This is a genomic window from Amycolatopsis sp. NPDC043887 (assembly GCF_056435665.1).
In genome coordinates this window covers 35,363-58,794 of sequence record NZ_JBWKEB010000024.1, presented here as the reverse complement: position 1 = coordinate 58,794, position 23,432 = coordinate 35,363, and the positions used below count along the sequence as shown (strand labels likewise).

Below are 23,432 nucleotides of genomic sequence, written 5' to 3'. Positions count from 1 at the left end.
CATGCGCCGACGTGCCGCCGTCATGGCAGGCCCGGGGCCCGGATCCGTCCCCCTCGTCCGGTTCGCCGTCCCGGGCGAGTGTGTGGCCGTGCTGCCCGCCGGAAGCGGTGACGCCCCCGGCGGAACTTCTGGTGTCGGCATGCTGCTCAGACGCGGCAACCTCTTCGATCACCTCACCGTCGCACGGAACGTCGTGCTGGCGGGACAGCTGGCCGGCCGCTCTCTCCGCGCTGCGGACGACCTGCTCGACCTGGTCGGCCTGGCCGGACGCGGTGACGACTACCCTGGCACGCTGTCGGCGCTGGAAAGCGCGCGTGCCGGAGTCGCCGTCGTGCTGGCCGGAGCCCCTGAGACGGTCCTCGCCGACGAGCCGGCCGGTGAACTCGACGGGCTCGCCGCACTCGAACTGATGGATCTGCTGTGCGCCGTCGCGGCCCGCGGGACGGCCGTCGTCGTGGCGACCCGCGACCCCGAGATCGCGGCGGCCGCGCACCGGATCGTGAGAGTGGCGTGACGGCACCACTGGTCCGCACCGACGAGCTGGCGCACACCTATGGTTCCGGGCTGACCGCCGTGGTCGCCGTGCACGGCGTCACCTGCGAGATCTGCGCGGAGACTCGCGCGGTGGTGACCGGCAGGGCCGGTGCCGGGAAGACCACGCTGCTGCATCTGCTCGCCGGGATGAAGAAACCGACGGCGGGCACCGTCGACTGGCCCGCCTTCGAGCCGTCGCCGCCGGGCCCAGACCTGGTCGGGCTGATGCTGCAGGACGGCGGGCTGCTGCGCGATCTCGACGTCCGGCTCAACGTCGCCCTGCCGCTGGTGCTCGCCGGCCGGACCGGCACCGCGGTCCGCGACGCCGTCGACGGCGCGCTGGAGCTGGTGGGCCTGGCGGGCTTCGCCAAGAAGGCGCCCCGCGACCTGACCGGTGAGCAGATCCGGCTGGCCGTCCTGGCCAGGGCGCTCGCGCCCGCGCCGAAACTGATCCTCGCCGACGACCCGGCGGGCTGGCTCGACCAGCGCGAGGGGGAGCGGCTCCTCGGCAGGCTCCTGGGGGCCGCGGACCAGCTGGGCGCCGGACTGCTGGTGGCCACCGCCGAAGAGGCCCCGGCCGGGCTGTTCGGCGAGCGCTGGGGGATGGTCGACGGGAAGCTGGTGCGGGACCGGTGATCGCGGCGATGGCGTTGTGGGTCGGCGGGATCGCGCGCGTGCGCCCCGCCAGGCTCGGTGTCCCCGCGGCCGGGGTCGCGATCGTGACCACACTGCTCGCGGTGCACGACTGGGCCTGGACCCCGGCACCGCGCTGGATACCCGCGATGGTGCTCGTGGTACTGCTGGCCACCCCCTCGGCGCGGGTGCTGCGGGCGGATCAGGACCTGCTGCGCGCCCGCGGCGCCACCGGCGGGCAGGTATTCGGACTGGCCGCCGCCGAAGCCGCGGCGGCGGGGCTCGCCGGCGGCGTGACCGGGGTGACCCTGTCCCTGGCCTGTGGCTTCTCGGCCGGCACCGGCATAGCGGTCGTCCGGGAAATCGTTCTCTTGCTGGTCGCCGGGCTGCTCGTCGCGGCACTCGCCATCCTGCCCCCGGTGCTGCGCGAGTGGTACTTCGTCCCGGCCGACGGCGGGCCGCCCTGGTGGTCGCCCTACGGCATCGACCTCATCCTGCTCGCGCTCGCCTTCGTCTGGCCGCTGTTCGGCTGGGCGGGCGGCACGATGCTGTTGTGGCGGTTGGTGGAGCTGGGTCTGCGCAAGGGGAAGCGGGCGATCGGCGGGATACTCCGGCCGCTCGTTTCGGGGCTCGCGGGCGTGATCGCGCTGTCCATTTCGTGGCGGAGCGCGCTCCTGGCGCGATCGGTGGTGCTGGTCGCGCTGGCGGTGGCGTTCGCCATCTCGACCGCCCTCACCAAGGACGGCTGCGGCGAGGCCGAGGTGGATCTGATCGCGTCCCTGATCCTCGCGGCCGCCGCGGCGGGCCCCTCGTTCGGGGCGGCGCTCAACGAACGTCGCCGCGATCTGCTGATCGTGAGCACGCTCGGCGGGAAACGCCGCCAGGTGGCGGCGTTCATCGCGGGCGACGCGCTGGTGGTCGGCGGCGGTGGCCTGATCGCCGGGCACCTGCTGGGCGTGCTGTTCGTGTTCCTCGCGCAGGTGGAGAGATCACCTTCGCCGCACGGGTACTTCGGGTTGCTGGCGGTGGTGGTGATCGTGTCGTGTGTGGCGGCGTCGGCGCGGATCGCGCAGCTGGCCGCCCGGGACGAGGTCTCCGACCTGCGCGACTACTAGCCGCACTCGCGTGCTCCAACTCCGCACACACGTGTTTGAAGACCGCACTCGCGTGTTTGGAGACCGCACTCATGAGTGCGGTCTCCAAACACGCGAGATCCGGGTTCAAGCACGCGAGATCCGGGCTTGAGCACGCGAGTGCGGTGTTCGCGCTCGGATCCCTAGCCCTCGAAGGGCTGTTCGAGACGGTAGCCGTGGCCGCGCAGCGTCGAAATCCTCGGCGCCTGCTCGGGGGTGGGCGCCGACTCGGTCAGCTTCCGGCGCAGCGCGGCGATGTGGACGTCGAGGGTCTTCGTCGAGCCGTACCAGTGCGCGTCCCACACCTCCGACATCAGCGTGTCCCGGCTGACCGCGACGCCCGGCTGCTCGGCCAACCGGGCGAGCAGGTCGAACTCCTTGGCCCGCAACGAGATCTCCCGTCCGCCGACGCTGACCCGCCGTCCGGCGGTGTCCACCCGCAGATGGCCGATGGCGATCGCGGGCCTGCTCTCCGGCGGAGCCGTCCCGCGCCGCAGATGGGCCCGGACCCTGGCGAGCAGCTCGCCGAGCCGGATGGGTTTGGTGAGGTAGTCGTCGGCGCCGGCCTCCAGGCCGACGACGACGTCCATCTCCTCCTGCCGCGCGGTCAGGATGACCAGGACGGCGCCGGGAAGCTCCGCCCTCAGCCGACGGCAGACCTCGACCCCGTCCAGATCCGGCAGGCCGAGATCGAGCAGGACGAAGTCGATGCCGCCGTCCGCCGCGGCCGCGAGCGCGGTGCGGCCGTCCCGCTGCCAGGAAACCTCGTAGCCGTGCAGGCGGAGAGTCGATTCGAGGACACCGCCGATCGCGTCGTCGTCTTCCACCACCAGCAGTTTCGGCATGCGGGGGAGCTTAACCGTTGAACACTGTTCTTTTCGGGTATGACGTTAGGAACACCACGCATTCCGTAACGGGGCGCTAACGGTTCCTTCGATATGTCCATAAAGGACAGAGCGCGGCCGCGACGAGGCACAGCCAGGCGAACACGTCACCGACACGGCTGTACACGGTCTGTGTTCTCGGCTGCACCGGCAGATCGGCGACGAGCGTCTGCTGATCCGTGCGGTAGTAGTCGGCGTGCCCGAGTACCCGGCCCTGGCTGTCCACAGCTGTGGAATTCCCGTGGGTGGAGTGCCGGAAGAGGGAGTAACCGTTTTCCACCGCGCGGAAGCCCGCCTTCTCAGCGTGCAACGAGCCGAAACCCGGCCAGTCGTTGGCGGGGACGAGCATCAGCGAGGTCCCCTTGTCCGCGGCTTGGCGCATCAGGCCGGGAAAGTCGGCGTCGTAACAGATCACCGCCGCGAGCCGTCCGTACGGCGAATCCGAGGTCGGGACGTTCCCCGGGCCAGGGGTCATCGGCTCCATCGGCGTCGGATGCGTCTTGTCGTAGGTCCACAGCACCTCGCCGGACGGCCCGACGAGCACGGCCACGTTGCGGATGTAGGGAGCCTGCGACGTGTAGAGCGCGTACGCGAGCCCGACGTGGATACCGGCTTGTTTCGCTTGGTCGCCGACCCGCTTCAGCAGCGCCGCCTGATCCCGTTCCAGGACGCGAGCATGAGTTTCCGGCCAGAGCACGATCTTCGCCCCCGCCGACGCCTGCTGCCCAGTCCTCGTCACGAGATCGTCGGTGACCGGCGCGAACGCCGTACCTACCGCGACCGGGTCGGCGGCGGCGACTTCCTCGGCACGCCAATACTTCACGCCGATGCGCTCCAGCGCGTCGGAACTCGACCGGTCCGCCTCGGACGACGGGCTGATCCCCGCGATCCGCACGGTCTCCGTCGTGGGAGCGTCGAACAGCAACCGCGCGCCACCGGCGGCGAACACCACGCTGAGCAGGCACACGTGGACGAGGACCGTGCGCTTGACCGGCTGCCATCCCTCCGACCAGACGGTGTTCGCCACCGAGGCGAACCACGCGAGGACGAAGGTGAGTCCGTACACGCCGGTCACTGACGCCGTCTGGAGCAGGGGCAGGTTCGTGGCCTGGGTGCTGCCGAGCGCGCCGAAGTCCCCGAAGCCGGTGATCACCGTGAAGAGGTACTCGCCCGCGACGAGTGTCACCGGGAAAACCAGTGTCCTCACCGGCCCGGCACGGTCGGCGAGCAGCCGATCGGCCAGGAACGCCGTCGTCTGAAGTACCGCGAGCACGGTGAAGGCGAGCAGCGCGGAGAGCACGAACAGCAGGCCGGTGACCCCGAGCCAGAACAGTTGCCCGATCAGCAGGGACAGGCCGACCATCAGGATCGCGCGCCGGAGCGGGACCAGACGGGCGTAGTGGAGAAGGAAGACCGGGAACACCCATGCCGCGAGCGGGACGTTCCAGTCGGTGTGGACGGCGAGCAGGAGCAGCGCTGTGCCCAGCCACCAGAGCAGCCGTGGTTTCATACCGCGAACGCTAGGAAACCACGGCCGCCCGGACAGCGGACCAAGGGCAGCGAGGGACCCTTACTTTCGTCAGGAGACGTGGTCCCGGTAGGCCTGGACGGTCTCCGCGAGCACCTCGCCACCGGGGCGGCGCCAAAGGTCGGCGTCGAACACCTCGACCTCGATCGGCCCGGTGTACCCGGCGGCCTCGACACACGCCTTCAGATGCCGATGGTCGATCGGGCCGTCACCGGGCAGCGCCCTGCCGAGCAGGGTGTCGGTCAGGGGCACCTTCTGGTCGCAGACGTGGAATCCGGCGATCCGGCCCGCCGCCGCGGCGATCGACTCCTCGATCCGCGGGTCCCACCACACGTGGAACTCGTCGACGATCACGCCGACCTGGTCGGCCGGATGTTCCCGCGCGACCGCCAGTGCCTGGTCCACTGTGGACAGGACCGAGCGTTCGGCGCACTGCATGGGGTGCAGCGGTTCCAGGCCGAGGCGGACCCCGCGCTCACCGGCGTATGGCGCCAGCTCGCCGACCGCGTCCGCGACCCGCTGCCTCGACGACGCCAGGTCGCCGTTCACCCCGCCGACGACCAGGACGAGGACGTCCGCGCCCAGTGCGGCGGCTTCGTCGATCGCCTCCCTGGTCTGCGCGACACCGTCCACAGGGGACCCTTCCGGGGTGATCCCGGTGAAGAAACCACCGCGGCACAACGACGACACGCCGACGTCGTACTCCTTGAGCAGCCGGGCGGTCTCCTCGACACCGGTCTCGGCGACCTTGTCCCGCCACAGGCCGATCCAGCGGACGCCCGCTTCGGCGCAGCCCGCCACGGCTTCCGGCAGCGACCAGGCCTTGGTGGTGATCTGGTTCAGGCTCAACCGGTCCATCAGAGCACCCCCGCCGCGGCCAGCAGCGGCCGCATCCGCGCGACGGCGAGATCCGGGTCGGTGAGCACCCCCGCGGCGTCCGCCAGGCGCAGCAGCTCGGCCAGATGCGTGATGGAGCGGGCCGACTCGCGGCCGGCGACCATGCGGAAGTGGTCCTGGTGCCCGTTGAGATAGGCGAGGAAGACGACACCGGTCTTGTAGTTCCTGGTGGGCGCCCGGAAGATGGCCCGGCTCAGCGCCACCGTCGGATCCAGCAGGCCGTGGAAGCCGTCTTTGTCGCCTTCGTCGAGCCGGGCGAGCGCGGCGCCGGCGACCTGCGCGACAGCGTCGAAGATGCCCAGGAGCGCCTCGCTGTGCCCCTGGTCGTCCCCGGCGATGAGCTCCGGGTAGTTGAAGTCGTCGCCGGTGTAGCACTTGACGCCGTCGGGCAGCGCGCGGCGGAATTCGGTCTCGATCGAGGCGTCGAGCACCGACACCTTGACCCCGGCGATCACGCCGGGGTGCCCGGCGCAGAGCCTGCCCAGTTCCTTCGCGGCCGCGCGGACGTCGCCGTGGCCCCAGTAGCCCGCCAGCGCCGGGTCGAACTGCTCGCCCAGCCAGTGCAGCAGGACCGGGCGGTCCGCGCCGGAGAGCAGTTTCCCGTACGCGGCATGGTAGTCCGCGGGCCCGGAGGCCGACGCGGCGAGCGCCCGGCTGGCCATCACGACCGGGATCGCGCCCGCCTCGCCGACCAGGTCCAGCTGCTCGCGCCAGGCGTCCACAATGGACCCCGCGGTCGCTTCGCCGTCGGGAAGCTGGTCGGTGCCGACGCCCGCCACCCACGGCCGTCCGGCGGCGAGTGCCCCGGTGCGCCGGATGAGGTCCTTGGTGGTGGCCCAGTCCAGGCCCATCCCGCGCTGCGCGGTGTCCATCGCTTCGGCGACACCGAGACCGCAGGACCACAAGTGCTCGCGGAAGGCGAGCGTGGTGTCCCAGTCCAGCGCCGCGCCTTCTTCGGGATCGGCGAGGGCGAGCGGGTCGGCGACCACGTGCGCGGCCGCGTAAGCGATCCGGGAGTTCGGCGGCGTCGCCGGTTTCGCGGGCGTTTCCGCCCCTCGGGGCGTCCACTCCGCCAGTCCGCCGTCGGCGGTGGGCAGGGCGATCAAGGTCATCGGGTCTCCGTGGCGCGGGGGTGAGAAAGCGCTTTCTCGGGCCACGGTAAGTCACCTCGTGGGCCGCACACAAGGGTTTCAGCGAGCGGGGGCGGCGGTGCTGCGGCGCAGGACGACCTCGCCGGACATCCGCACCATCCGCGGCCGGGTGCCGGGGGAGGCCTTGAGTGCCAGGTCCATGGCCCGTTCGCCCAGCTTCTCCAGCGGTAGCGCGACCGTGCTCAGCGCGGGCGTGAGATCGCGCACTACCGGGATGTCGTCGAAACCGGCGATCGACATCTCGCCGGGTACGGAGACGCCGGCGTCGCGCAGCGCCGACATCGCGCCGATGGCCATCACGTCGGTCACCGCGAACACACACGTCGGCCACTGCTTCCGCGGCCGGGAGAGGACCTTCTCCATCGCCTCGTAGCCGCCGTCGCGGGTGAACGCCGCCTCGAAGACGTCGTCCTCGGCCAGCTCGACACCGTGCTCCAGCAGTTCCGCCGCGAAACCGTCGAGACGGTCCACGACGGTCGTCAGGCCCTTCGGCCCGGCGAGCACGGCGAATCGCCGGTGCCCCAGGTCCAGCATGGCCTTCGCCAGTTCGGCGCCCCCACCGCGGTTGTCGGGCTGGACGGTGTCCACCTTGAGCCCGCGATGCCTGCTTACCGCGGCGACGTGCCCGCCGCCGCGCCGGTACGGCTCGAGTTCGGCGGCCATCGCCTTTTCCCACGCCTTGTCCTCGAACGCGGAACCGATCAGCAGAATGGCCGACGCGCGCTGGGCGCGCAGCGTCGAAACGTAGGCGACCTCCTTGGCCGGATCGCGGAACGTGCTCGCGAGCATCACCAGAAGATCGTTTTCACTCGCCACGCGCATGACCCCGCCGGCGATCGCGGCGAAATACGGATCGCCGACGTCGTGGCAGATCACCCCGACGGTGGGCTGTGAGCCACCGGCCAATGCCTGAGCGTGAGCATTGGGGGTATAGGACAGGTCGGCCGCCGCGGCGATCACTCGTTCGCGGAGATCTCCCCGGACGGTGGCGGTGCCGTTGAGTACGCGGGACGCGGTCGCGAGCGACACGTCCGCGGTGCGCGCCACATCTTCCAGCGTCACGTGGGGGCGGGCCTTCATCGATCCTCCAAGCTGGCGTTTGGGGCATAGTGGCGGGCATGCTCGGCCTTTATCCGGAAATCGAACCTTACGTCCAAGGGATGTTGCCTGTCGGTGACGGCAACGAGATCTATTGGGAGGAGTGCGGCGATCCCGAGGGCAAGCCGGTGATCTTCCTCCATGGTGGCCCCGGTGGCGGTTCGACTCCGAGACATCGCAGACTGTTCGACCCCGACCGATACCGGATCGTCCTTTTCGATCAACGCGGTTGCGGGCGCAGCACGCCGAACTGCGCCACCCCGGAGGCCGATCTTTCGGTCAACACGACGTGGCATCTGGTCGCCGACATCGAGCGCTTGCGCGAGCATCTGGACATCGAACACTGGATGGTCTTCGGCGGCTCGTGGGGGAGTGTGCTCGGGCTGACCTACGCGGAAACCCACCCCGGCCACGTCACGGAACTCGTTCTCCGCGGCGTCGCCACTTTGCGGGTGAAGGAACTGCAATGGCTCTACGGCGGGGGAGCGGCGTTCCTCTTCCCCGAGGCGTGGTCGCGTTTCCTCGCCCCGGTGCCGTATTCGCGCCGCCAGGAGAACCTGATCGAGGTCTACCACGAACTGCTGAGCCATCCGGATCCCGCCGTGCACGGCCCCGCCGCGATCGCGTGGAGCCGCTGGGAGGGGGAGACGGTCAAACTGCGCCCTCAGGACGAAGTGATCGACGCGTTCAGCGATCCTTCGTTCGCCCTCGCGATCGCACGGATCGAGAACCACTACTTCCGGCATGGCGGCTGGCTGGCCGAAGATCAGCTGCTGCGCGACGCCGGGAAGCTCCGGGACATCCCGTGCGTTCTGGTCCAGGGACGCTACGACGTGGTCACCCCGGCCATCACCGCGTGGGAGCTCAGCCAGGTGCTGCCCACCGCGGAACTGAAGATCGCGGGCGACTCGGGTCACGCGTTCGACGAACCCGGCATCCTGCACGAGTTGATCAGCGCGACCGACCGGTTCGCGTCAGACTGGCAGGACGCCGGTATACGCCAGGACGAGAGGAACTCAGACATGCTTTTCGGTGACGAGCACGTCCGTCGCTACGAAGAGACCGACGGCGAGGTGGGCCACGACTGGGAGAAGGGCGCCCCTTGCCTCATCCTCACCACCAAGGGCCGCAAGACCGGCGAGGACCGCAAGTTCGCGCTGATCTACCAGTTCGACGACGACAACAACCCGGTGATCGTGGCGTCCAAGGGCGGCGCGCCGGAGGACCCGGGCTGGTACAAGAACCTGCAGGCCAACCCCGAGGTCAAGGCCCAGGTCAAGGCGGACAAGTTCACCGCGCGGGCCCGGACGCTGGAGGGCGAGGAGCGCGCGAAGCTGTGGGAGAAGCTCGCCGCCGTCTGGCCGGACTACAACGAGTACGCGAAGAAGACCGACCGTGAGATCCCCGTGGTGGTGCTCGAGCGCGTGTGATCCGCGCCGCGTTCGCGCGTGGTTTCAGCCGAACCCGGGCGGGTTCGGCTACGAATTACGTCCATGGTGCTGAGACCCCGTGAACGCTGGACCGCGCTGAGCCCCGCTTCGGGTGACCTGCTGACGTTCCGCCAGATGATCGCCTTCGGCCGGCGCTTCGCCCGCGCCGGCCGGGGCGCCTGGTTCGCCTTCGCGATCAACGTCGTGTGGCCGTTCCTGGTGCTGTTCACCCGGTTCAGGGTGCGCGGCGGGGAGCACCTGCCCTCGTCGGGCGGTTTCCTGGTGGCGTCGAACCACCTCTCGTTCGCCGACCCGACGACGGTGACCGCGTACTGCCTGGCCCACGGGCGCGTGCCGCGGTACCTGGCGAAGGCGAGCCTGTGGGACGCGCCCGTCATCGGCTCGGTGATGCGTTCGGGCAAGCACATCCCCGTCTACCGCGGCGCGGTCACGGCGTCCGACGCGTACCGCGACGCCGTCAGCGCCGTCCGTGAGGGTGAATGCGTCGTCATCTTCCCGGAGGCGACCTTCACGGATCACCCGGACGGGTGGCCCATGCGCGGCAAGACCGGGATCGCGCGGATCGCGCTGGAGACCGGTGTCCCGGTGATCCCGCTGGCGAACTGGGGCACGCACCACCTGCTGCCGTCCGACGCCGTGCTTCCGCGCGCCTTCCCGCGCAAGACGGTGAACCTGGTCGCCGGTCCGCCGGTGGACCTCTCGGACCTCATGACGCCCTCGCCGTCCCGTGAGGTGCTGGAGGAGGCCACGAAGCGGATCATGACCGCGGTGACCGACCTGCTGATCGAGATCCGCGGCTCGCGCCCCGAGTAGGCAGTCTCACCCTTCGGACCGTCCCGGTGAGGGGTAGGTTTCGGGGTATGAGTGCACACTATGACGTCGTTGTCCTGGGGGCCGGAGTCGGCGGTTACGTGGCGGCGATCCGGGCGTCGCAACTGGGGCTGAGCGCGGCGGTCGTGGAGGAGAAATACTGGGGCGGCGTTTGCCTCAACGTCGGCTGTATCCCGTCGAAGGCGCTGCTGCGCAACGCCGAACTCGCGCACATCGTGACCAAAGAGGCGAAGTCGTTCGGGATCCAGGTCGAAGGGAAGGTCAGCTTCGACTACCAGGCCGCCTTCGACCGCAGCCGCAAGGTCGCGGACGGGCGCGTCAAGGGCGTGCACTTCCTGATGAAGAAGAACAAGATCACCGAATACGACGGGCACGGCACCTTCCTCGACGCCAACACCATCGAGGTCAACGGCGAACGGGTCACCTTCGACCACTGCGTGATCGCCACGGGCGCCACCGCGCGCCTGCTGCCGGGCACCACGCGCAGCGACCGCGTGGTCACCTACGAACAGCAGATCATGGAAAACGAGCTGCCGGAGAGCATCATCATCGCCGGCGCGGGCGCGATCGGCGTCGAGTTCGCCTATGTGCTGCACAACTACGGCGTGAAGGTGACCATCGTCGAGTACCTCGACCGGATGGTCCCGCTCGAGGACGCCGAGGTCTCCGCGGAACTCGCGCGCCGCTACCGGAAGCTCGGCATCGAGGTGCTGACCTCCACCAAGGTCGAGTCGATCGACGACACCGGCTCCGGCGTGCGCGTGACCGTGTCGAAGAACGGCGAATCCCGCGTTCTCGAAGCGGGCAAGGTGTTGCAGGCCATCGGTTTCCAGCCGCGGGTCGAGGGATACGGCCTGGACAAGACCGGCGTGGAACTGACCGAGCGCGGCGCCATCGCCGTCGACTCGCGCGGCCGCACCAACGTCCCGCACATCTTCGCGATCGGCGACGTCACCGCGAAACTGATGCTCGCGCACGCGTCCGAGTCCATGGGCGTCGTCGCCGCCGAAACCATCGCGGGCGCCGAGACCATGGAGCTCGACTTCGTGATGATCCCGCGCGCGACCTACTGCCAGCCGCAGATCGCCAGCTTCGGCTGGACCGAAGAACAGGCCCGCGAAATGGGCTTCGACGTCCAGGTGGCGAAGTTCCCCTTCACCGCCAACGGAAAAGCGCACGGCCTCGGCGAGGCGGTCGGCTTCGTGAAGATCCTGAGCGACGCTACGCACGGCGAGCTCTTGGGCGCGCACCTGATCGGCCCCGAGGTGACCGAACTGCTGCCGGAGCTGACTTTGGCGCAGCAGTGGGACCTGACGGTGCATGAGATCTCGCGGAACGTGCACGCTCACCCGACTTTGGGTGAGGCGGTCAAGGAAGCCGTGCACGGACTCGCGGGCCACATGATCAACATGTAAGCGTGAACCTGCCCTGACCTGCGGGTTCGCCGGTCAGGGCAGGTGTCAGGCCGTGGCCAGGCCGTCATGCAGCCTGGTCGCCGAGCGTGTCGTCGAAGAAGCCGTCGACGGCCTTCCGCGTCCGAGCGTGGCTGCTCGGCAGGAGATGCGTGTACACCCGGAGCGTGAAGCCGGGGTCGGTGTGACCGAGGTACTGAGACAGCGCCTTGATCGACTCGCCAGCATCGAGCAGGACCGAGGCGTAGAGGTGCCGCAGCGCGTGCACGCCGTCCGCCCTGGTCGGCTTCTCCACCCCGGCGTCCTTGAGCGCGGGCAGCCAGAAGTTCACCCGGAACCGCTCAGCTATGAGCACCTTCCCGTATCCGGTCACCATGAGCAGGCGGACCGTGGTGGGTTCGCCGCCTGGATGCGACCAGGGGAGCGTGACTTCGGTCGCCGGGAACTCCTCGGCGTACTCGTCGAGGAGGCCGAGCAGCTTCCGCCCGATCGGCACCTCACGCGACTTACCGCCCTTCGGCGGAGCGAACACCGGTTTCCCGGCGACCACTCGAACCTGCCGGGTGATGTACGCCAGGTCCTTGGTGCGGTCGACGTCATCGAGCGAGAACCCGAACAGCTCACCCTTCCGCAGGCCCAGACCGGCCGGGACGTCGACAGCGGGCTTGTACCGCCTTGGGAGGTTGTCCCGCACCGCCCGAGCCCGTTCGCGGGACCAGGGCACGACCTGATTCCGGCTCGCCCTCGGCCGCGAGATCACCTTGGACAGCGCCGGATTCTCCGCGATCTTCTTGTCCGCCATCGCGAAGTTCAGGATCGACACCAGGTGCCCGAAGTAGAGCGCCCGCGAGGTCTCCGAGGCTTCATCGTCCTGGAGCTTCCGTAACCACGTCTGGAAATGACTCGGCCGGATCGACCCGACCGCCTTCTTGCCGAAGTACGGAAGCAGGTGGACATTGACGCGCGTCGCGAAGCGCTCCCGGCTGGTGTAGTCGACCGTCTGGGAGTCCAGCCAGCTCTGTGCGACGACCTCGAACAGCACCAGGCCCGCGCGCGGGTCGATGTACTTGCCCTCGCGCTTGTCTGACTCCATTTCGATGAGGAAGTCTTCGGCGCGCTTCTTTTGCTTGTCCGGAAAGGACTTCGACCGCTCGCTACCGTCCGGGTCGAGGTAGCGAACCTTGTACCGCATTCCGACGCCGTACAGCTCGGTCTTCTCCAGAACGGGTTTCCCGCGAGCGTTGAGCCGCAGGTTCCCCTTGGCGTCCTTGGCGGGTTTGTACCAGCGATCTTGGATGTGTCCCATCAGGCGGCCTCCTCGGCAACCCAGGCCCGGACCTTGGTCGGGTCATAGCGGAGGTGACGGCCGATCTTCCGTACCGGCGGCCCCTCACCGAGCCATTTCCATTGGTAGAGCGTCTTCACTGGCACGCGGAGGTAGTCCGCGACGTCTTCGACCGACCACAGCCGATCCGTGCTGTCCATGTCGTCCCCCTTAGGCCGCGAGCGGAGTTGCCGAAAGATTCGGTGGACTCTGCGCGGCTAGTAGTGCCTTGTCGTACTCGGCTTTCCACGTGATCCGTTCCGAGATCGCGTGCATCACCAGGTGGTCCCGAGGCGGCACGGAGGGGTCGCCGGAGTCGACCTTGCGCCAGACCAGACGGGCCGGATCGGGTGCCGGTTTCTCGATGCCCACGGCCGCCAGCGCTTGCAGGACGAACGCCTTCCGGTCCGCTTTGTGGTCGACGAGCGTCTTCCCGGACCACTTGCGCGACACCAGCACCCGACGCCCCGGCAGGCCGAGCGTGGTACGGCGGTGAGCCCGTCCCTTGCAGTGCCCTGGTGTGGTCTTTCCGTTGGCGCCCTTGGGGTTGATGCCGTAGAGCAGCCACACGGCGCAGCGAGGCGAGCAGGGTGTCACCGACAGTTCCGCGTGCAATCGGTCGTGGTGGTCCTTCTGTCGCGCCGTGTCGGCCTCGACCACCTCACCCGTAGACTTGGTGAGGTACTTGGTCAGGTAGCCGATGTGCCGCCCGGCCTCTTCCGTCCCGCCGAGGATGCCCTTCGAGTGGACCTGCCGCCCGAACGTGACCACGTGCGCCGGGTCCTCCACGGCCTCTACCGCGTCGTCCCACTCGGTCAGCGGTTCGCGGGTGTCCGGGTCAACGAACACCCTGGCGTCGCCGTCCCACAGCGGCATCCGGTCGACGTAGACCACTTCGTCGTGGTTGGGCCACCACACCTGGTGATAGGTCGCTTCGGTGACCTGCCGGATCACGTCGTGCGGCACCGATCCCCGGATAGCCGCGTGCAGGTGCGGGGCGGCCCGTCGTTGGGGTTCGACGGTGGCGAAGTACTGTGCGTCCCAGCCGACGACCCGCCGAAGGTTCTGCCACCACCTGTCCACTAGCGCCGAGAAGTGCACCGCGTCCCGAGCGGCCCGCCGGTAGTCATAGGTCGACGGGTCGACCGGTGCGCCGTCGGAGCGGACCGGGCCGTAGGTGTCGCAGGTGAGCGTGACGAACATCGAGGGCCGGAACCGTCCCGCGTACTCCCGGCCCACGGTGGTCTTGGCGACCTTCCGTCGAGGAAGGTTCGGCGCGTCCTGCCGCCGTTTCGTCGAGCGCTTCACCACCTTCTTTGTGGGCAGGTCGATCGACGGGAGACGGCCCCGCATCCCGAGTTGCCGAAGTTCTTCATCGACACTCTGGATCTCCTCCCGCAGCTCATCCGCTTCGGCCTGGTTCGTCTCTTGCCGGTAGGCCGCGACGAGGTCAGCCCGGAACGCCAACAGCTCCGTCTGGACCTCGGACGGCGGCTCCGGGGTGAAGTCCGGTTCGGTGTCCATGTGCCAGCCCTCACGGCACTGGACCTGCCGCAGCGCCTTCGCTTTCCGAGCACACGGCAGGCACACCGATTCGACGGTGGAGCCGCAGGGGACGGGGACGTAGCGGAGTTCGCCGGTATCGGTGTCGCCGACTTCCATCGTGAACGGCCGGACACAGACCCCGTGCTTCTCAGCGGTCGCCTTGACCACGTCCGAGACGAGGGGTTCCCGCATCCGGGCGGCCCGAGTTTTGGCCGGCGGGGTCACCGCGGCTTCCTTGGTGCTCGTCACGCTGCCACCTCCCCAGGTGTGTCCCACTGCCGCAGCACGAACACCGGCATCTCCTGCCGCATACCGGAAGGCAGGTCCGGGAACGTGGCTTCGTCGAACCAGACGCCGCCGTAGACGACCACGGGGATGCCGCAGGGAGTCCGGCCGCTGAGTTCCAGGTGCACCGAGGCGCCGCCCTCGGGACGCCACAGCGACGTCTTTACATCCTCCAGGGAGTCAGCCCAGGCGAGCAGGCCACGCGCGACGTCCTCAAGCCGACGCGAATCGAGCTGCACAGTGATCGGATCAGGACCCACCCCAACCCGCACGGACGCGGCCGGAGGAAGCGCGAACGAATCAAGGTGATCGCGGATCGCATCGAGGAACACCAAAACGCGATTCACGCCGCCACCCCCTCAGGACCGCGACGGGTAGCCAGGTCGACGACATGAGCACCGCCGTTGGTCACGTAGGTCTCCAGCGCCTTGACCGTCTCGTCCGGCACCCAGCCAGCCCGGACCCGCAGCGGTTCGCGGATGCCTTCACCCCAGATGTAGCCAATCCCCGCAGCCGACTCGTCGATGCGATTCGCCCACGCCCCGCGCTCATAGGCACCGTCACCGAGGACCATCCCGACATGCGTCTTCGACGTGACGCGCAGACACACCCGGCGCGGGAACAGTTCCCGCACGGGAACGGTGTCCTTGGTGGGTTCCTGGACATACCCGCGCACCGTGTAGCCGAGTGCCCGACCTTGTGTCGTCAGGATGGCGACCCGTTCCACGATGGCTTCGCGGGTCTTGCGGTCGGTGTACTTGGTCAGTGCTCCGATCTCGTCGAACTCCAAGATCTCCAAGGGGTGATCGGTGGAGATCGGGACGTTGCGGGTGTGCCCGGCGAACTCGCGTTTGCGGGATTCGAGGCCGTCGAGCAGGTCGTCCAGGACCTCGATGGCTTCCTTACCCGCAACCCCGTAGCGGGCAAAGATCCCGCGTCCGTAGGCGAGTTCCATCCCCTTCGGGTCGATCCCCGAGACCCGCACGGTCCCGGCCCGGATCGCCGACGCCGCCGACACGAGCGGGCACCACATGACAGAGTTCTTTCCGGCTCCGGTGGCGCCGGCGACGAGCATGTGCGCGCCCGGACCGGTCAGCGGCAGCCGCCAGTCCTGGCCGTACTCGGTACGTCCGGCGAACACCCGCCGCAGATCTACCGCGTCGACGGCTGCTAGGTCGGACAGCTCTGCGCAGTCCACCGACGCGGTGAGCAGGTCGCGGCGCTGAAAGTCCAGCGAAACGACGTTGGGGTTCCAGCTCCCGCACCTGGCACCGGGTGACCTTGCGGGCAACGGCCAGCGCACGGGCGGCGTCGTCGAAGTCCTCCGGCTTCTGACCTGGCACGAGCCGAACCCGGACCTCATCCCACGAGGGCCCCGACTTCACCCCGAGCACCTTCGGCACCTGCACCGCAGCACCACCAGTAGCGCGAGAGACCGCCTTCCGGCGACGGCCGACCAGGTTGACTGTCACTTCCACCGGCACGGTGCCGTCAGAGATGGACAGGCCGCAGGCGTGCAGCCAGCCCGGCAGTTTCCGGGCGTAGGTGAACCAGCGCAGCCACCACGCCCGCAGGAACCGGCCACAGCACCGGTCGAACGACACCACGTCGAGCAGCCGCCACCCCACCAGCACCACGCCGACCGAACCCGTCGTGATCGCGAGCGACGGCCAGTCGAGCCACTGCCACCAGGCCACCGCAGCGAGCACGCCGAGGCTGGTCCGCCAGTGTTGGAAGACCTGCTTTCCCAGCCACCCCAACAACTTCACCGCCGACCACAGGGCGATGAAGACGACCATAGCGGCGGCGAGGACTTCCGCGATCGTGGCCAGGGCGCGGCCGAGCTTGTGCAGCAGCCACACCACCACACCCAGCACCCCGCCGCCGATGAGGAGAAGACCGATCCCGTTCGCGTTCATCGACGACCACCGCCGGTCAGATCCAGCGGCAGCATTCCCCGGCAAGGAGCACATTCCGTCTCGCCGGGCAGAAGCTTCGCGAACCGCTTACAGACTGTGCAGCGCGTTCGGGTGACCCCGTCTAGCGGACGCTTGTTGCCATCGTTTAGCGTTGTCATTGTTCACTTCCAAAGGTTGTGGACAGCGCAGAACCGGCGAGGTTCCTAGGCCAGTTACCGGTTCTGCGCCTTACGAGACGAGGGAAGCGTGCGAGGACGTGTTTGTACGCCGCACGTCCCCACGCGCGTTTTTCGCTCTGTCATTCAGTTTCTAGCTGGCTTCCGACTTCCCCTTCTGGATCTGCGCGGCCACCTCCTCGGCCTTCCGCTCCTCATAGCCCACCCAGTAACGAAGTTCGTGATGATGCCCTCGGTCCACATCGGACACCGCGCGATACATGCGCGCGTTGGCCTGATGGAACGTCAGCCACGCCGACAGATTCGACCCCGGCTTCGGCCGACGAGCCGAGGCAACGGCGTGCGCATCCTTGAGAGTCTGCGGCTCATTCCGGTCGAGAGTGGTCATCCCGCACCGCCTTGTGCTTGTCGAGGAACACCGCCAGTTCGTCCGAGCCGTCGCGGATTTGGCGAAGGAGCCGGATGAACTCCGGCCACTCGGCCGGATCGGACGGCGGCAGAATCGCCAGACTGTCCGGATCCAGGTAGATCACCAGGGCCGGGTTCGCCGAACCATTGCCCTGCATCCCCGCGACCGCCTGCCGTCCCGGCTTCCACATCGCGTTGAACGCCACGACCCTGCCCCTCCTCGCTGTAAGCGCGTATCTCCCACGACTGCGCGTTGTCCTCGAACCCCTCAGCCGCCGCCGTCACGGCCGCGAGCACCCACCAGGGCAACCGGCTTTGAGTCGCCAGCTCTCGCCAGGCGGCCGCCACCGCCAGGGATGCCACGGCCATGTCATGCGCCGCCAAAGCATCTGCGCCGCGCGCGGCCTGTTGCGTCATGGCGCTGTAGTGGCGATACGCCGCCTCCCACGCCTGGACCAGGTGCGGGGAAACCACAGCAACCCGTTGGCTCCCCGGCGCCCCGCCCGTCATCACGCAGCCTTGGGCGTGGACTCAGCAGCGGCCGAGGCCCGGCCAGACTTCGACCCGCCACCGGATGCCGCAGCCTTGAAGCCGGTCGCGCGGAACGTGTAGGACTGGTACTTGAACTCGCCCTGACCAGCCACCTTCGGCTCAGCCGTCAGGCCCTCCAGCTCGATCGGCCGCATACCCGGCAGCACCTCCGACGTAGTCGGCACCGGCTGCACATCGGCCAGCAACGTGATCTCGAACGACGCGCGCTTGGCCTTCGTCTCGTCCGGGTCGGTCACGGTGACCTTCCATTGACGCTTGCCCGTCACCTCATCGACCCGCTGCCGAGCCGGACGACCCGCAGCCCGGTCCTCACGTGACTGGTACTCGTTGTCCGGCGAGACTTCGCCGACCATCACGAGGCCCTGCGCGAACGCTTCGTCGAAGTCGATGGCGAAGCGGTGTCCTTTGTAGATAGCCATGTCGTTAGTTCCCTTGCTTGTCTGTGTCTGTCGGCACTTGGTCGCCGTCTTTGCCCCTTGCGGCAGCCGCGCTCAGTGCGGCCTGGACCTCTGCGAGTTCTCTCCCCAGCACCGCTATCGCGTCGGAATCGACGAGCAGGACCACGGGGAACGCCTTGCCGAAACGGATCTCCGCCCGGTTGGCGTAGGTGAGCGCGCGGACGCGGATCGGCAGGTCTGCCGTGACGTGGATCTGGACCGTGTCGCGCATCGGGCGCTCAGATCACGAACCGGCGAGCTGTCCACGTTCCCGAGCCGCGTGCGGACGCTGCCTGACCGGCGATTGGAGTCGTCATGCCTGCCTCCCTCTTGGTGTCGAGGTGCTGGGGCGAGTCCCCGGCAACCTGGCACCTAATCTCCGCCAAAACGCGGGACGTGATCACCACGTGGCGGGACATCTAGGGACGTCCCTGGTACGGTCGAAGACGTCCCTACAAGTCCCTAGGAGGGCGGATGCCGAACGAACGCCTGCGGGACGCCCTGCTACGCAACGGCCTCACGCCGAAGCAGGTCGCCGACGCCACCGGGGTCGATCAGAAGACCGTGGAACGGTGGATCACCAAGGGGCGGACGCCGTACCCGAAGCATCGTCACAAGATCGCCGCGATGGCGCGCGAGTCCGAGACCTACCTATGGCCGGACTCGGTGGCCCCGGAGCGCAAGGCCGAGACGGCCGCCGCCGAGGTCGTGCGCGTGTTCCCGCACCGCAACGCCATCCCCGTCGAGTTGTGGGACCGGCTGATCAAGGAAGCGTCGGACTCCGTCGAGGTGCTGGTCCACGCCGCGCTGTTCCTGGTGGAGCGCCCGCGGTTCATCAAGGACCTGGCAGCAAAAGCTCAGGCCGGGGCCAAGATTCGGCTGATTTTCGGAGATCCCGACGGGGAGAGTGTCGCTCTGCGCGGCGACGAGGAGCAGCTAGGCGACGGGACGCTTGCGGCGCGCATCCGCAACGCGCTGGCGTTCTACCGGCCGCTGATCGGGGTAGACGGGGTGGAGATGCGCTTCCACAACACGACGCTCTACAACTCGATCTTCCGCTTCGACGACGAAATGATCATCAACACGCACGTCTACGGCTTCCAGGGAGCCCACGCCCCATCCCTGCACCTCCGCCGGCTATCCGCCGGGGATCTCTTCGAGACCTACTCGGAGAGCTTCGAAGCAGTCTGGAACCTCGCCAAGCCCGCCACCTTCTAGGAGGCCACACATGGCACGCGTCGACTACTACAACGACCCGAACGCCCCCAAGGCGAACAGCATCGCGGTCGCCGTGTCCGCGTTCATCCAGGACGACGAAGGCCGCATCCTCATGATCCGGCGCACCGACAACGACCTCTACTCGATCCCCGGCGGACAGCTCGAACTCGGCGAGACGTTGTCGCAGGCCGCTGTGAGGGAGGTTCGTGAAGAGACCGGGATTGAGTGCGAGGTGACCGAGGTGATCGGGCTGTACTCGAACCCCAACCACGTCATCGCGTATGACGATGGCGAGGTGCGGCAAGAGTTCTCGATCTGCTTCCGGGCTCGACCCGTTGGAGGGGGCGTGCGTACAAGTAGTGAAAGTCGAGAAGTGGTCTGGGTTAGTCGGGAGGATCTTGGCACGCTGACGATCCATCCCTCAATACTTCTTCGTATCAACGATGCACTCCAAGGCCGAGAAGCGGCGACTTTTAGTTAGATAAGTTCGGCCCCTTCCACTTTGAGCGTCTTTCCTCTTGCTTTGCCTTGCTGGTTCGACGAAGTGCATCGTTCGATAACTTCAGTACATCCGGGATTCCCAGCGCGCGGGCGGCTTCGCGCAGCTTGCTTCTGTGAAGCCGTTCGTCGTCGATAAAATCTAAGGCGCGTCCTGCCCAAACGAGCGAATATGCAAGGAAATGGACCCACATGTTGGCATCCATCTGTTCGGGTTCCTGTCGTAAGGAATCTACTTTTGTCATATCTTCGCTCGGTTGAATATATAGATCAATAAGACGTGCAGTTGGATGTGTGTACCAACTCATAAGTCGGTAGTAAGCATAGGCGTCAGCGCCAGCGGGCTCCAGGTCGTTGCACAGCTGCTCAAAGTGCTTCGCCTGAGTCTGCGATGACGTCTTCAAGAATTCCCTGTCTGCGCCCGGAAAATTCTGTGCACCTGAGCGCAATATCTCAGATCGTGTCTTGGCTAGAGTTGTCACGGCCGCTTTCCTGCCTTGAACATCTTTATTTAGCAGTGCTTCGGCGCCGTCTGAGTTCTGTGCTAGCCAGTGTGCGGTTAGTGCTGACTCGTAGCACATGCGCAAGAGGGGGAAAGCTTCGATCACGAGGCCTGATTCGTACATTTCTAGAGCATGTGATCCAATTCTATAAGTATGCGCGACGAGTCCGTATACAGAAAGAAACTTCATAAAGTTGGGGCGAGACCCGCGCTCTCGAAACTGTGTTTCTCCATCTTGTCGACTTTTCCAAAGTTCGATCAAATCGTGACATATCTCAACGGCGCTTTTTGCGCTCAAATTTCCCGTCATGTCCTATGCGCCTACCTGTCGAGCCACAACCTCCGCCAGTGTCTTCGTGAGAATTTCTTTCGTCGCTCCTCCCAATGTCTCACCAAGCCGTTTCAGTCGACTTTTGGTTTCTGGGTCAGAAGCCCGATCTGCGGCTTCATTGATCGTCTCAATCACTCTCTCGGTGAGGTTCTCGGGTGTTGGCCATTGGCCCACTGCGCGACGCGCCGGTCCGTGGACACGCTGTACCCATAAGGAGGTTGGTTCGTCGCCTCCAGTTCGACGTATGTCGATGTACTCGCCGTCGAGTGCGAGCAACGCCTTGGCGATATCAGCAAATTCCAGTCCAGTCATGGCAATTAAGTCTCCGCCGTCTGGCAGAAGATCTCGATCGTGCTCCTCAAAGAATCGCACTACTGCTTCCAGGACTGGTAGGTCCCGAGAGAACCAAGTGTCTTCCACGTTCGAACTTCCTTACAGCATCGCAGTGTCCTGGCCGTTGGTCGACTCGCTAGTGAGTCGTTGCGACAGTGCCTGCCGAATTTGGCTCTATGGGATCAAGGCGCGCCGCCGTCGGCGGCGCGCTGGTCACCTTGCGTCCGCGTCTCGCCTGCGGGCGCACCTTGCCCGACACGGCGGGCTGCCGCTCCGCTCCGCCCACCGGCCGGGCGGTGCGCCCGCTGCCGCCGTGGACAGGTGTTGCCGCCGCCAGCGGCGCGCAGGTACGCCAAAGAGCACGTCGGCCTCCTCGTTGAGACATTCGTGCCACCGATGTCGCAGACGGACCAACGGCTGTTACGCGGAGCCATCGCCCCGATGCCAGATCGTCACAACGGCCGTCACGCCGCGTCAAGGCGGGAATGCGTGCCTTGACCCGACGAGACGGCCGCGTGGATGGCTTCGTATCGGGGAGATGGGGGAGGAGTGGTCAGGCCGTCTCCAGGCCGTCAGACGTCGGGTAGGGGTGAGAACACGCGAGAAGTGTCCAGCCCCGTCCGCGCAGGTCAGCGGCCAAGAACGGTGATCATCCCGAGGTCAGTGAAACCCCGGCATCAAAAGATCAACATGTAGCTGGCCTCGTGAGTGGTAAGGATGGTTCTAACCGTCCTTACCACTCACGAGCACCTGTACCGCACCGGCGGTCTCACGTGCTTGTTGGGACGACACGTGTGATCCGGGGGGCGACGCGCGTGACTGGATGGACGACACGCGCGCGACGGGTGTTTCGCCGCGAGTCGTCCGCCTGAACACGCGTGTCGTCCCGTCAATCACGTGTGTCGTCCGTCCAATCACACGAAACGGCCACCCGCGCACTCGCGAGACGCAGGCGACCAGCGTTGCGAAAGCCACAGCGCAACACCCGGGGCAGCAGGGACCAAGATCGGCCAGGTGGGTCGTGAGTGGCAATCAGGGTTAGAACCCGAATCGCCACTCACGACCCACCGGACCCAGCGCCCACCGCAGTCCGGCCCAAACAAGTAGGTGACTGCTTAGAGCGTGTGGGTGGCGATCAGTTGCCCGATGGCCCGGATGTCCGAGCCCCGGAACTCCAGCCGCACGTTCCCCAGCCCGCTGAACCAAAGGTCCAGCTCGGCATCGAGGTCGAAGGTGCCCGCGGTTTCGATCGAGAAGGCCTGGATCCTGTTGTAAGGCAGCGAAGTGAAGTCCTTCTTCTTGCCTGTCATGCCCTGGACGTTCACCGCGATCAGCCGCTTGTTCGTGAACACCACGAAGTCGCGCACCGCCTTGAACGACGAGATGATCTCCTCTCCGGGGATGATGATCGGCTGCACCGTCGGCGCGATGTCCTTCGGCTTGCACGGCGTGAGTTTGAAGACGGTGTCCTTGGAGAAGTCAATCATGTAGTCCAACATACGGACGAACGCGACATCGGGACCCGTCCCCGGCGGCGTCCCTCATAATGCCGGGCAACAGGAGGAGGCACGATGAAGCGGCTCACGACGACGCACGAGAGCCTGGCGCTCGGCGTGCCGCCGTCGGCTCCCGGCGCGGTGTTCGCGCTCACGCTCGCGGGCGGCGTGTCCGTCGACCCCGGCGAAGGCGGCGAGATCACTTTCGGACGCAATCGGCCGCAGGTCGACGTCTGTGTGGGGGAAAACGACCTGCAGGTCAGCCGCAGGCACGGGCTGCTGAACTTCACCGACGGGCAATGGTGGGTCAGCAACACCGGCCAGCTGCCCATCCGCTTGCCGAATTCCCGCTGGCTGTCCCGCGGCGAGGAGCCGATCCCCCTGTCGGACGGCTATACACCGCTGTTCGTGCGCGGTTCGGGCAGGCGGGAGCACCTGCTCGAGTTGTACGTCGCGGGGCCCGAGGGAGGGCAGCCTGTCACTCGGCACGACGACGTCACCGTGCCGCCCCGCCGCTGGCGCCTCAGCGCGGATGAACGCCTGGTCCTGGTCGTCTTCGGGCAACGGTATCTGCTGCACGACCTCAATCCGCAGCCGTTGTCCCGTCAGCAGACGGCCGAGGTGCTCGCCGAACTCCGGCCCGGCGAGACGTGGACCGCCCGCCGCGTCGAGCACGTCGTCATCGACGTCCGGGCGCGGCTGTCCGCCGGCGGCGTTTTCGGGCTGCGGCGGGAAGAAGTCGGCGAGCCGGTCGGCAACGCGTTGAACGACAACCTATTGCGAGAGCTCGTGCTGTCCACGACCCTCGTCCCGCCGGATCTCGCCCTGCTCGAGGCGCTCGACTGAATGTGTCCAT

General features: G+C 67.3%; 25 protein-coding genes and 2 pseudogenes. 10 read left to right on the top strand and 17 right to left on the bottom strand.

Annotated features, from left to right (window positions below):
- The first annotated feature begins 1 nt into the window (after position 1).
- The 3 genes from AC069H_RS39205 to AC069H_RS39195 are packed head-to-tail and all read left to right on the top strand — an operon-like array spanning position 2 to position 2,282.
- A complete protein-coding gene (locus AC069H_RS39205; protein ID WP_478235685.1) occupies positions 2-514 on the top strand; it encodes a P-loop NTPase family protein in 513 nt (170 codons plus the stop codon).
- Positions 511-1,170 carry an ATP-binding cassette domain-containing protein gene (locus AC069H_RS39200; protein WP_340686502.1) on the top strand — a complete coding sequence of 220 codons (660 nt, stop codon included), beginning with the start codon at positions 511-513 and terminating at the stop codon, positions 1,168-1,170. Before AC069H_RS39205 ends, AC069H_RS39200 begins: the two co-directional genes overlap by 4 nt.
- Entirely contained in the window at positions 1,167-2,282 is a 1,116-nt protein-coding gene (locus tag AC069H_RS39195) for an ABC transporter permease (RefSeq protein ID WP_478226458.1), read from the top strand. The genes AC069H_RS39200 and AC069H_RS39195 overlap by 4 nt, the downstream gene beginning before the upstream one ends.
- Before the next feature lie 161 nt (positions 2,283-2,443).
- Here the strand turns inward: AC069H_RS39195 and AC069H_RS39190 are convergent, their stop codons facing one another.
- The 5 genes from AC069H_RS39190 to AC069H_RS39170 form a co-directional block, all read right to left on the bottom strand.
- Positions 2,444-3,145: a response regulator transcription factor gene (locus AC069H_RS39190; RefSeq protein ID WP_478226457.1), complete on the bottom strand. Its 702-nt coding sequence runs from the start codon at positions 3,143-3,145 to the stop codon at positions 2,444-2,446.
- Between the two features lie 76 nt (positions 3,146-3,221).
- A complete protein-coding gene (locus tag AC069H_RS39185; RefSeq protein WP_478235684.1) occupies positions 3,222-4,694 on the bottom strand; it encodes an apolipoprotein N-acyltransferase in 1,473 nt (490 codons plus the stop codon).
- A gap of 69 nt (positions 4,695-4,763) precedes the next feature.
- The gene (locus AC069H_RS39180; protein WP_478235683.1) at positions 4,764-5,570 is read right to left on the bottom strand and encodes a sugar phosphate isomerase/epimerase family protein; all 807 of its coding nucleotides are present in this window, start codon (positions 5,568-5,570) and stop codon (positions 4,764-4,766) included.
- The gene (locus AC069H_RS39175) at positions 5,570-6,721 is read right to left on the bottom strand and encodes a dihydrodipicolinate synthase family protein (RefSeq protein WP_478235682.1); all 1,152 of its coding nucleotides are present in this window, start codon (positions 6,719-6,721) and stop codon (positions 5,570-5,572) included. The genes AC069H_RS39180 and AC069H_RS39175 overlap by 1 nt, the downstream gene beginning before the upstream one ends.
- 78 nt (positions 6,722-6,799) lie before the next feature.
- Positions 6,800-7,840, bottom strand: coding sequence for a LacI family DNA-binding transcriptional regulator (locus AC069H_RS39170; RefSeq protein ID WP_478235681.1), 1,041 nt, complete (start codon positions 7,838-7,840; stop codon positions 6,800-6,802).
- Between the two features lie 38 nt (positions 7,841-7,878).
- Here AC069H_RS39170 and pip point away from each other — a divergent pair.
- The 4 genes and pseudogenes from pip to lpdA form a co-directional block, all read left to right on the top strand.
- Positions 7,879-8,817: pseudogene (pip, locus tag AC069H_RS39165) on the top strand (prolyl aminopeptidase); the annotation flags it as partial.
- Between the two features lie 63 nt (positions 8,818-8,880).
- The gene (locus tag AC069H_RS39160) at positions 8,881-9,288 is read left to right on the top strand and encodes a nitroreductase family deazaflavin-dependent oxidoreductase (RefSeq protein ID WP_425342037.1); all 408 of its coding nucleotides are present in this window, start codon (positions 8,881-8,883) and stop codon (positions 9,286-9,288) included.
- 63 nt (positions 9,289-9,351) lie between these two features.
- Positions 9,352-10,122 carry a lysophospholipid acyltransferase family protein gene (locus AC069H_RS39155; protein WP_340686494.1) on the top strand — a complete coding sequence of 257 codons (771 nt, stop codon included), beginning with the start codon at positions 9,352-9,354 and terminating at the stop codon, positions 10,120-10,122.
- A gap of 47 nt (positions 10,123-10,169) precedes the next feature.
- Positions 10,170-11,555, top strand: a complete 1,386-nt coding sequence (gene lpdA / locus AC069H_RS39150; RefSeq protein ID WP_478235680.1) for a dihydrolipoyl dehydrogenase — start codon at positions 10,170-10,172, stop codon at positions 11,553-11,555.
- 64 nt (positions 11,556-11,619) lie between these two features.
- On the opposite strand, the gene AC069H_RS39145 is transcribed toward lpdA, so the two are convergent.
- From AC069H_RS39145 to AC069H_RS39105, 9 genes and pseudogenes are all read right to left on the bottom strand, one after another.
- Entirely contained in the window at positions 11,620-12,858 is a 1,239-nt protein-coding gene (locus tag AC069H_RS39145) for a tyrosine-type recombinase/integrase (RefSeq protein WP_478235679.1), read from the bottom strand.
- Positions 12,858-13,037 carry a helix-turn-helix transcriptional regulator gene (locus tag AC069H_RS39140; protein ID WP_478235678.1) on the bottom strand — a complete coding sequence of 60 codons (180 nt, stop codon included), beginning with the start codon at positions 13,035-13,037 and terminating at the stop codon, positions 12,858-12,860. Before AC069H_RS39140 ends, AC069H_RS39145 begins: the two co-directional genes overlap by 1 nt.
- A gap of 10 nt (positions 13,038-13,047) precedes the next feature.
- Positions 13,048-14,613 carry a replication initiator gene (locus AC069H_RS39135; RefSeq protein ID WP_478235713.1) on the bottom strand — a complete coding sequence of 522 codons (1,566 nt, stop codon included), beginning with the start codon at positions 14,611-14,613 and terminating at the stop codon, positions 13,048-13,050.
- Positions 14,614-14,666: 53 nt separating this feature from the next.
- Complete coding sequence (locus tag AC069H_RS39130; protein WP_478235677.1) at positions 14,667-15,053, bottom strand: hypothetical protein; 387 nt, start codon at positions 15,051-15,053, stop codon at positions 14,667-14,669.
- Positions 15,050-16,625 (bottom strand): annotated as a pseudogene (locus tag AC069H_RS39125) (FtsK/SpoIIIE domain-containing protein). The gene AC069H_RS39130 and the pseudogene AC069H_RS39125 overlap by 4 nt, the downstream one beginning before the upstream one ends.
- Before the next feature lie 309 nt (positions 16,626-16,934).
- Positions 16,935-17,189: an AMED_5909 family protein gene (locus AC069H_RS39120; protein WP_478235676.1), complete on the bottom strand. Its 255-nt coding sequence runs from the start codon at positions 17,187-17,189 to the stop codon at positions 16,935-16,937.
- Positions 17,167-17,415, bottom strand: coding sequence for a hypothetical protein (locus tag AC069H_RS39115; RefSeq protein WP_478235675.1), 249 nt, complete (start codon positions 17,413-17,415; stop codon positions 17,167-17,169). Before AC069H_RS39115 ends, AC069H_RS39120 begins: the two co-directional genes overlap by 23 nt.
- Before the next feature lie 303 nt (positions 17,416-17,718).
- Positions 17,719-18,180 carry a hypothetical protein gene (locus AC069H_RS39110; protein WP_478235674.1) on the bottom strand — a complete coding sequence of 154 codons (462 nt, stop codon included), beginning with the start codon at positions 18,178-18,180 and terminating at the stop codon, positions 17,719-17,721.
- A 4-nt stretch (positions 18,181-18,184) separates the two neighbouring features.
- Complete coding sequence (locus AC069H_RS39105) at positions 18,185-18,430, bottom strand: hypothetical protein (RefSeq protein ID WP_478235673.1); 246 nt, start codon at positions 18,428-18,430, stop codon at positions 18,185-18,187.
- Between the two features lie 242 nt (positions 18,431-18,672).
- Between AC069H_RS39105 and AC069H_RS39100 the strand changes: the two genes are divergently transcribed.
- Both AC069H_RS39100 and AC069H_RS39095 read left to right on the top strand, forming a co-directional pair.
- Positions 18,673-19,416, top strand: coding sequence for a DUF5919 domain-containing protein (locus AC069H_RS39100; RefSeq protein WP_478235672.1), 744 nt, complete (start codon positions 18,673-18,675; stop codon positions 19,414-19,416).
- A gap of 10 nt (positions 19,417-19,426) precedes the next feature.
- Positions 19,427-19,897, top strand: coding sequence for an NUDIX hydrolase (locus AC069H_RS39095; protein WP_478235671.1), 471 nt, complete (start codon positions 19,427-19,429; stop codon positions 19,895-19,897).
- On the opposite strand, the gene AC069H_RS39090 is transcribed toward AC069H_RS39095, so the two are convergent.
- The 3 genes from AC069H_RS39090 to AC069H_RS39080 form a co-directional block, all read right to left on the bottom strand.
- Positions 19,890-20,606: a DUF5677 domain-containing protein gene (locus AC069H_RS39090; protein WP_478235712.1), complete on the bottom strand. Its 717-nt coding sequence runs from the start codon at positions 20,604-20,606 to the stop codon at positions 19,890-19,892. The two genes, AC069H_RS39095 and AC069H_RS39090, sit on opposite strands and share 8 nt — an antisense overlap.
- A 123-nt stretch (positions 20,607-20,729) precedes the next feature.
- Positions 20,730-21,059 (bottom strand): hypothetical protein, encoded by a 330-nt coding sequence (locus tag AC069H_RS39085; RefSeq protein ID WP_478235670.1) that lies wholly within the window; start codon positions 21,057-21,059, stop codon positions 20,730-20,732.
- Positions 21,060-22,195: 1,136 nt separating this feature from the next.
- Positions 22,196-22,567, bottom strand: a complete 372-nt coding sequence (locus AC069H_RS39080) for a PH domain-containing protein (RefSeq protein ID WP_026467493.1) — start codon at positions 22,565-22,567, stop codon at positions 22,196-22,198.
- 84 nt (positions 22,568-22,651) lie between these two features.
- On the opposite strand from AC069H_RS39080, the gene AC069H_RS39075 reads away from it, so the two are divergent.
- The gene (locus AC069H_RS39075) at positions 22,652-23,422 is read left to right on the top strand and encodes an FHA domain-containing protein (RefSeq protein ID WP_478235669.1); all 771 of its coding nucleotides are present in this window, start codon (positions 22,652-22,654) and stop codon (positions 23,420-23,422) included.
- Positions 23,423-23,432: the final 10 nt, after the last annotated feature.

Coding starts and splice junctions, on each gene's coding strand:
- AC069H_RS39155 (WP_340686494.1), top strand. CDS start 9,352: ATGGTGCTGAGACCCCGTGAACGCTGGACCGCGCTGAGCCCCGCTTCG.
- AC069H_RS39120 (WP_478235676.1), bottom strand. CDS start 17,189: ATGACCACTCTCGACCGGAATGAGCCGCAGACTCTCAAGGATGCGCAC.
- AC069H_RS39080 (WP_026467493.1), bottom strand. CDS start 22,567: ATGATTGACTTCTCCAAGGACACCGTCTTCAAACTCACGCCGTGCAAG.
- AC069H_RS39145 (WP_478235679.1), bottom strand. CDS start 12,858: ATGGGACACATCCAAGATCGCTGGTACAAACCCGCCAAGGACGCCAAG.
- AC069H_RS39190 (WP_478226457.1), bottom strand. CDS start 3,145: ATGCCGAAACTGCTGGTGGTGGAAGACGACGACGCGATCGGCGGTGTC.
- AC069H_RS39100 (WP_478235672.1), top strand. CDS start 18,673: ATGCCGAACGAACGCCTGCGGGACGCCCTGCTACGCAACGGCCTCACG.
- AC069H_RS39095 (WP_478235671.1), top strand. CDS start 19,427: ATGGCACGCGTCGACTACTACAACGACCCGAACGCCCCCAAGGCGAAC.
- AC069H_RS39170 (WP_478235681.1), bottom strand. CDS start 7,840: ATGAAGGCCCGCCCCCACGTGACGCTGGAAGATGTGGCGCGCACCGCG.
- AC069H_RS39205 (WP_478235685.1), top strand. CDS start 2: ATGCGCCGACGTGCCGCCGTCATGGCAGGCCCGGGGCCCGGATCCGTC.
- AC069H_RS39140 (WP_478235678.1), bottom strand. CDS start 13,037: ATGGACAGCACGGATCGGCTGTGGTCGGTCGAAGACGTCGCGGACTAC.
- AC069H_RS39105 (WP_478235673.1), bottom strand. CDS start 18,430: ATGCGCGACACGGTCCAGATCCACGTCACGGCAGACCTGCCGATCCGC.
- lpdA (WP_478235680.1), top strand. CDS start 10,170: ATGAGTGCACACTATGACGTCGTTGTCCTGGGGGCCGGAGTCGGCGGT.
- AC069H_RS39185 (WP_478235684.1), bottom strand. CDS start 4,694: ATGAAACCACGGCTGCTCTGGTGGCTGGGCACAGCGCTGCTCCTGCTC.
- AC069H_RS39090 (WP_478235712.1), bottom strand. CDS start 20,606: ATGAAGTTTCTTTCTGTATACGGACTCGTCGCGCATACTTATAGAATT.
- AC069H_RS39180 (WP_478235683.1), bottom strand. CDS start 5,570: ATGGACCGGTTGAGCCTGAACCAGATCACCACCAAGGCCTGGTCGCTG.
- AC069H_RS39135 (WP_478235713.1), bottom strand. CDS start 14,613: ATGCGGGAACCCCTCGTCTCGGACGTGGTCAAGGCGACCGCTGAGAAG.
- AC069H_RS39085 (WP_478235670.1), bottom strand. CDS start 21,059: ATGACTGGACTGGAATTTGCTGATATCGCCAAGGCGTTGCTCGCACTC.
- AC069H_RS39175 (WP_478235682.1), bottom strand. CDS start 6,721: ATGACCTTGATCGCCCTGCCCACCGCCGACGGCGGACTGGCGGAGTGG.
- AC069H_RS39160 (WP_425342037.1), top strand. CDS start 8,881: ATGCTTTTCGGTGACGAGCACGTCCGTCGCTACGAAGAGACCGACGGC.
- AC069H_RS39110 (WP_478235674.1), bottom strand. CDS start 18,180: ATGGCTATCTACAAAGGACACCGCTTCGCCATCGACTTCGACGAAGCG.
- AC069H_RS39075 (WP_478235669.1), top strand. CDS start 22,652: ATGAAGCGGCTCACGACGACGCACGAGAGCCTGGCGCTCGGCGTGCCG.